The organism is Mycobacterium sp. UM_Kg1 (genome assembly GCF_000972925.1).
Lineage (GTDB): Bacteria > Actinomycetota > Actinomycetes > Mycobacteriales > Mycobacteriaceae > Mycobacterium > Mycobacterium hiberniae.
In genome coordinates, this window is the sequence record NZ_JRMK01000386.1 from 1 (window position 1) to 250 (window position 250).

Below are 250 nucleotides of genomic sequence, written 5' to 3' on the forward strand. Positions count from 1 at the left end.
TGCGCACGTTGGCCGCCCAGTAGTCCGCATCGAGCACCGGGGTGGGACCGGCCGGATCGACGACGGTGGAATAGAAGGGAATCTGCGGGACCTGCGGCCGCAACCCGGCCAACTCCGCCCGCAACTCCTCAAGAATCGGGTCCATGAACGCGGTATGCGAAGCCACCTCCATATTGACCCGCCGCGCAAACCGCTCCGCGCCGGCCACCGCAGCGATCACCGCATCCACCTGCGCAGGAGCACCGGCCAC

General features: G+C 68.0%; 1 protein-coding gene. It reads right to left on the bottom strand.

What is annotated here, in order from left to right; genetic code table 11:
- Nucleotides 1-250, bottom strand: a 250-nt coding sequence (locus LI92_RS21645; RefSeq protein ID WP_046322774.1) for an acyltransferase domain-containing protein, incomplete at both ends; no start/stop codon positions are given.